The 6,400-nt window shown below is 52.8% G+C and carries 4 protein-coding genes; 1 reads left to right on the forward strand and 3 read right to left on the reverse strand.

Annotated elements, in window-relative coordinates; all coding sequences use genetic code 11:
• A partial coding sequence (locus K2G43_RS13130; protein WP_300155985.1) for a mechanosensitive ion channel domain-containing protein occupies positions 1-910 on the forward strand: 910 nt, incomplete at its 5' end.
• A 139-nt stretch (positions 911-1,049) separates the two neighbouring features.
• On the opposite strand, the gene K2G43_RS13135 is transcribed toward K2G43_RS13130, so the two are convergent.
• From K2G43_RS13135 to dxs, 3 genes are all read right to left on the reverse strand, one after another.
• On the reverse strand, positions 1,050-2,501 hold the full coding sequence (locus tag K2G43_RS13135) for a TrkH family potassium uptake protein (RefSeq protein ID WP_297642065.1): 1,452 nt from the start codon (positions 2,499-2,501) through the stop codon (positions 1,050-1,052).
• Between the two features lie 134 nt (positions 2,502-2,635).
• A complete protein-coding gene (gene trkA / locus K2G43_RS13140) occupies positions 2,636-3,976 on the reverse strand; it encodes a Trk system potassium transporter TrkA (protein ID WP_300155989.1) in 1,341 nt (446 codons plus the stop codon).
• Positions 3,977-4,021: 45 nt separating this feature from the next.
• Entirely contained in the window at positions 4,022-5,926 is a 1,905-nt protein-coding gene (dxs, locus tag K2G43_RS13145; RefSeq protein ID WP_300155992.1) for a 1-deoxy-D-xylulose-5-phosphate synthase, read from the reverse strand.
• Positions 5,927-6,400 lie beyond the last annotated feature (474 nt).

The following is a 6,400-nucleotide window of genomic DNA, read 5'->3' on the forward strand; positions in this document are numbered from 1 at the left end:
GAACTTTGTCAATGCCTTTCTGAAGGCCATCTACTGCGTGTATAGCGAGATGGAGCAGTTTCGCGACCGTCCGCTGAAAGGCTTGTTGCAGACCTTGCAAGTCATCCTGTGGCTGGTGGGTGGCATCGTCATAGTGGGCGAGCTGATAGGGCGCGACCCACTCTCTCTGCTGGCCGGATTGGGTGCTTCGGCCGCCATACTGATGCTGGTGTTCAAAGACAGCATCATGGGCTTTGTCTCCGGCGTTCAGCTTTCGGCCAACGATATGTTGAAGGTGGGCGACTGGATTGCCATGCCTAAGTATGGTGCCGACGGAACGGTGATAGAGGTTACGCTGAACACCGTGAAGGTGCGCAATTGGGACAATACCATTACGACCATTCCCCCTTACTTGCTTGTCAGCGATTCCTTTCAGAACTGGCGAGGTATGCAGGAGAGCGGCGGGCGGCGGGTGAAGCGCAGCATCAATATCGACATGACCAGTGTGAAGTTCTGCACGCCCGAAATGTTGGAGAAGTACCGCAAGATTCAGCTGCTGAAGGAGTATGTGGAGCAGACGGAACAGGTGATAAGAGCGTATAACGAGGAGCACAGCATTGACAATTCCATCCTGGTCAACGGGCGTCGCCAGACCAATCTGGGCGTGTTCCGTGCCTATCTCACCGCCTATCTGAAGAGCCTTCCCACCGTCAACAAAGAGCTGTCCTGTATGGTGCGTCAGCTTCAGCCTACCGATCGTGGCATTCCCATAGAGCTCTATTTCTTCAGTGCCATCAAGGAGTGGGTTCCCTACGAAGGCGTGCAGGCCGATGTCTTCGACCATGTGCTGGCCATCATTCCCGAATTCGACTTGCAAGTGTTCCAGTTGCCTTCAGGCAGGGATTTTCATAAAAATGCGCTGCTTTTTTAGGTGCGGATAATGCGGATGCCTCCTTTGTCTGATAAAAAATGAAAGCTGGCTCCTCACCGTCATTCGTGTCTGAAAGATAAAGACATGTCTTAAATGGGATGAAAGTGCGTGCTCGGATGGATACATTGAGCCGCATTTTTCAGTTCCGTTTCCAGAAGTCCGGCGTAAAGAGCAATAATACGGTGAACAGTTCCAAACGGCCTAACAGCATCAGGATGGCTGACAGCCATTTGGCCACATCAGGCAGTGCGTTCCATGAGAAGGCGGGGCCGAAGGCTCCCAATCCGGGGCCGGTATTGCCAAGGCTTGATACTACGACCCCTATCGCTTCGGTAAACGGAATGTCTAGTGCCAGCAAGATCAATATACCGGCAAACGCTATCAGACAGAAAAGAAACGTGAAAGCCAGTACGGTGGATTGCAGGGTGGGGGGAATGATTTGCTTGTTCAGGCGTATGGGCAACACGGCGTTGGGATGAAGCAGGCGCTTGAACTCGTTTTTGGTGATGCGTTGCAGGATGACGAGACGGATGCACTTCATGCCTCCCGATGTACTGCCTGCACAAGCGCCTATCAACATCAGCAGGGGTGCTATTCCCCAAGCCAAGGCGGGCCACGTCATATAGTCGTTGGTGGCGAATCCTGTAGAAGTCTGTATCGAAATCACTTGGAAGAGCGAAGTGCGGAAGGCGGTTTCCACATCCATCGGGGTTTTCAGGCAGAGGATGATGGTGATGCCCAGAGTGAATCCGGCTACGCAACTGCAATAGAATTTCAGTTCGGCGTCGCCCAGACTCTTCTTGAACCGTCCGGTGACGAAAAGCAACAGCAGGGTGAAGTTGATGCCCGAAATGAACATGAAGACAGACAGCACATATTCGATGTAGGGCGAATGATAGTAGGCTATGCTTGCCGTCCGTGTAGAGAATCCTCCGGTGCCGGTGGCGGCAAAGGCATGGCAGATGCTGTCGAACCAACTCATCCCGCCCAAAGCGAGAAGAAGTGTGGCAGTCAGCGTCAGCCCGGTGTAGAGGATCCATATCCATCGGGCGGTGATGCCGATGCGCGGGTGCACTTTGTCGTGTGTGGGGCCGCTGGCCTCGGCGGCGAATACCTGTACGCCATTGATGCCGAAGATGGGCAGTACGGCGATGGTGAAGAGGATGATTCCCAATCCGCCTATCCATTGTGTCATGCTACGCCAGAACAGCAGTCCGTGTGGCAGGGCTTCTATGTCATCCAGTATGGTGGCTCCCGTACTGCTCACTCCCGACATGGTTTCAAAGAAAGCGTTTGTCAGGTCGGGTATGTAGCCACTCAGGTAGAAAGGCCACATGCCGAAGAGGGAGAATACGACCCATGCCAATGAGACGACTAAATAGCCGTCGCGCCGTGTCAATTGCCGTTCGTACCCTTTGCCAAGTGCCAGCAACACCGTGCCGCAACCGGCGGTGAGTCCTATTGAATAGAGGAAGGCATGCAAATCGTCTTCTTTATAGAACAATGAGACACCTGCACATATCAGCATCATGACAGTCTCTATCCATAAGAGGTGGCCAAGCACCGTATAGGTCATTTTCTTGTGTATCATATTTCTTATTTTGGGGGAGTTAGGAGGAGTTGAAGGAGTTGTCACTGCGCTTCGCTCCGTTAGGAGTTAAAGCCGATAGTTTTGTTAGTGACTAATGATTAACAGGAGTATCGGCTTTAACTCCTTTAACTTCTTTAATTAAAGAATTTCTCTATCTTCTTAATCATCATGCTCAGGCAGAACACCACTACGTGGTCGCCCGGCAGGATGACTGTATTTCCCGTCACCACTACTCCCTCGCCGTTGCGTATCAGTCCGCCAATGGTGGTTCCTTTCGGCAGTCCCAGATCCTTCACCGGATGGCGGGTGATTCTTGACTTTTCCTTTACGGTGAATTCCGCGACTTCGGCGTTGGCGAAGGCAAGGCTCTTGACGTTGCTCACGTCGGCATCCAGCATCATCTGGTAGATGTGTCCGGCGGCAATCATCTTCTTGTTGATGACGGCCCCGATATCCAGACTCTCTGCCATGCCGATGTAGTCGATGTTCTCCACTTCTGCCACCGTCTTGCTCACGCCCATGCGTTTGGCGGCAAGGCAGGCGAGGATGTTGGTCTCCGAGTTACCGGTCAGTGCCACGAAAGCTTCCGTGTTCTTCAGTCCCTCTTCCACCAGCAGGTCCATGTCGCGCCCGTCGCCGTTGATAATCATGGTGTGGTCGTCCAGCAGTTCGGTCAGCCGGTTGCAACGGTTCAGGTCGTTTTCTATGATTTTCACTTGCATGTAGTCGGGCACGTACTGGGCGGTGCGCACGGCAATGCGGCTGCCTCCCATGATCATTACGTTGCGCACGTCGGCATAGTCTTCTTTGCCGGCTATCTTGCGTATATAGGGCACGTACTTGCGGGTGGTGGTGAAATAGACGATGTCGTGCAGGTGTATGGAGTCGTCTCCGCGGGGAATCATGGTTTCGTTGCCCCGCTTGATGGCCACCACGTGATAGGGCAGGTCAGGCCCGCCCAACTGGTAGAGCGGGATGTCCAGTATTTCTGCCTTCTCGCGCATCTTGGTACCTATCAGTACCAATGCGCCTCCGCAGAACTCCCACCATTGGCGCACCCAGCTCATGCGCACGGATGATACAATCTCCTTGGCGGCGAGCATTTCCGGATAAATCAGTGAATCCACTCCCAGTTTCCGGAAGAACTCTTTGTTTTTAGGCAGCAGGTATTCGTAGTTGTCGATGCGTGCCACGGTCTTTTGCGCTCCCAGGTTGGAGGCAAGCATGCATGCGGTCATGTTCCGGCTCTCGTCAGGGGTGACGGCGATGAACAGGTCGGCTTCGTTTGCCCTCACTTCCCGTAATCCATTGATGGAGGTCGGAGAGGCCACGACTGTCATCAGGTCGAAGTTGGTGCTGAGTGTGCTCAGCCTCTCTTCGCTGTCGTCCATCAGGATGATGTCTTGCTTCTCGTAAGAGAGCAGCTTTGCCAAATGTGTGCCTACCGCGCCGGCACCTGCGATAATTATCTTCATTTCGTTAATTGAAATTGACAGTTGATAGTTGACAGTTGATAATTGTCAATTATCAACTGTCAACTGATTAAAAATTCCCTCTTCATCCGTCCCGCACAGGTGGTGCAGTTCTTGCATGCTGCCGTGCTCGATAAAGGTGTCGGGCACGCCGATGCGTTGCACCAGCGGGGTATATCCGTGGTCTGCCATGAACTCCAGCACGGCACTGCCCATGCCGCCCTGTCGTACGCCGTCTTCGATGGTGATTACTTTCCGGAAATTGCGTCCCACTTCGTGCAGCAGTTCTTCGTCCAGCGGTTTCAGGAAGCGCAGGTCGTAGTGGGCGATGGAGATGCTCCGCTCTTTTTCAGCCCGTTCGATGGCTTTTGCGGCGACGTTCCCTATCGGGCCGATGGTCACTACGGCGATGTCGTTTCCCGCTTTCAGTTTTCGTCCTTTGCCTACCGGAATCTCTTCCAGCGGGCACTTCCAGTCTTGCAACACGCCCCGTCCGCGAGGGTAGCGGATGACGAACGGTCCTTTGCCGGGCAGTTGCGCTGTGTACATCAGGCGGCGCAGTTCGTGCTCGTCCATTGGGGAAGAGATGGTCAGGTTGGGGATGGGACGGAAAAAGGCAAGGTCGAATACGCCGTGATGGGTCGGTCCGTCTTCGCCCACCAGTCCGGCACGGTCGAGGCACAGCACCACCGGTAGCCGCAACAGGGCGATATCGTGTATCACGTTGTCGTATGCCCGTTGCATGAACGAGGAGTAGATGTTGCAGAAAGGCTGCATTCCCTCTTTGGCCATTCCGCCGGAGAAGGTGGCGGCGTGACCTTCGGCGATACCCACGTCGAAAGCGCGGTCGGGCATTGCTTTCATCAGCTTGTTCATGGAGCATCCCGTGGGCATGGCAGGCGTTACGCCGATAATCTTCGGGTTCTGTTTCGCCAGCTCGACGAGTGTCTCGCCGAACACATCCTGGAAGAGGGGAGGCAGGTTGCCGGTGTCTGCCTGTATGCGTTCCCCCGTCTCCGGGTCAAACTTGCCCGGCGCGTGCCAGATTTCCGGGTTCTTCTCCGCCGGCTCAAATCCTTTTCCTTTGACGGTGTGCAGATGCAGGATTTTAGGTCCTTGCATGTCTTTGATGTCTCGCAGGACACGGGCTATGTTTTTTACGTCGTGCCCGTTGATGGGGCCGAAGTAGCGGATATTCATCCCCTCGAAGATGTTCTGCTGCTGGGCGGCGATGGATTTCAGGCTATTGGAGAAGCGGATGAGTGCCTTGCGGCGTTCCTCGTTCAGTAGCCCCATCTTGAACAGCAGTTGTGACAACTTGAAGCGTAGTTGGTTGTAGCGGTTGCTGGTGGTCAGGTTGAAGAGGTATTGCTTCATGCCACCCACGCTCCGGTCTATTGACATGTCGTTGTCGTTCAGTATGATAATCAGGTTGTTCGGGGTGGATGATACGTTGTTCAGCCCCTCGAAGGCCAAGCCGCCGCTCATGCTTCCGTCGCCTATGACGGCCACTACATGCTGTTCTTTCTCACCCTTTCGGGCTGCCGCCACAGCCATGCCGAGGGCTGCCGAGATGGAATTCGACGCATGTCCGCAGGCGAAAGTGTCATATTCGCTCTCTTCCGGTGAGGGGAAAGGACGTATGCCTTTGAATTTTCGGTTGGTGGAGAATGCTTTGCGGCGTCCGGTCACTATCTTGTGACCGTATGCCTGATGCCCCACGTCCCATACGATGCGGTCGTAAGGGGTGTTGAATACGTAATGCAGGGCTACAGTCAGTTCCACCATTCCCAGGCTGGCGGCAAAGTGTCCTGGATTGCACGAAACCTTCTCGATAATGTCTTGCCTCAGCTCTTTACAGACTTCGGGAAGCTGGTCCACGCTGAGTTGGCGTAAATCTTCGGGGAATGTAATGTTGTTTAGCAAGTTATATGTTGTTGGTTCTGTTTTCATTCTAATCTGAGCATTACAAAATGCAAAAATAGCAAAAGAAAACGATGTTTAGGCGTTTTCGGGAAAAAATATCTGAATCGACGCACGGCTTTTATATTTATAGTCAAACAGCATTGAATGGCGAGAAAAGAAGTTGTCGAAGATGTGTCAAATCTATCTCACTCTCTTTTAGGCACGGATTACATGGATTTCACGGATCCTTTAAGAAAAAAAACGTGTAAATCCGTGTCTAATATTTATCATTTCATTATCCTTTTCTTGTTTTGACTTTACCTATTTTAATCCCCTGTCTCCTTTGCATGCAAGATTGGTGAGGGCGTAATCATAATTATTTACATATTATATCCTCTTCCCGAAAATCCCGTTCTCCTCTATTCTTTCAGACTGCGTCTTTTCCGGTCCTTTTCTGCTCCATGGTTTCTTCGGTGTTTCTTCGGACGTTCTTCGGACATTCTTCGGTCCTAGGGAGGGGAG

It is taken from the genome of Bacteroides sp., from assembly GCF_029057325.1.
Taxonomy (GTDB): domain Bacteria; phylum Bacteroidota; class Bacteroidia; order Bacteroidales; family Bacteroidaceae; genus Bacteroides.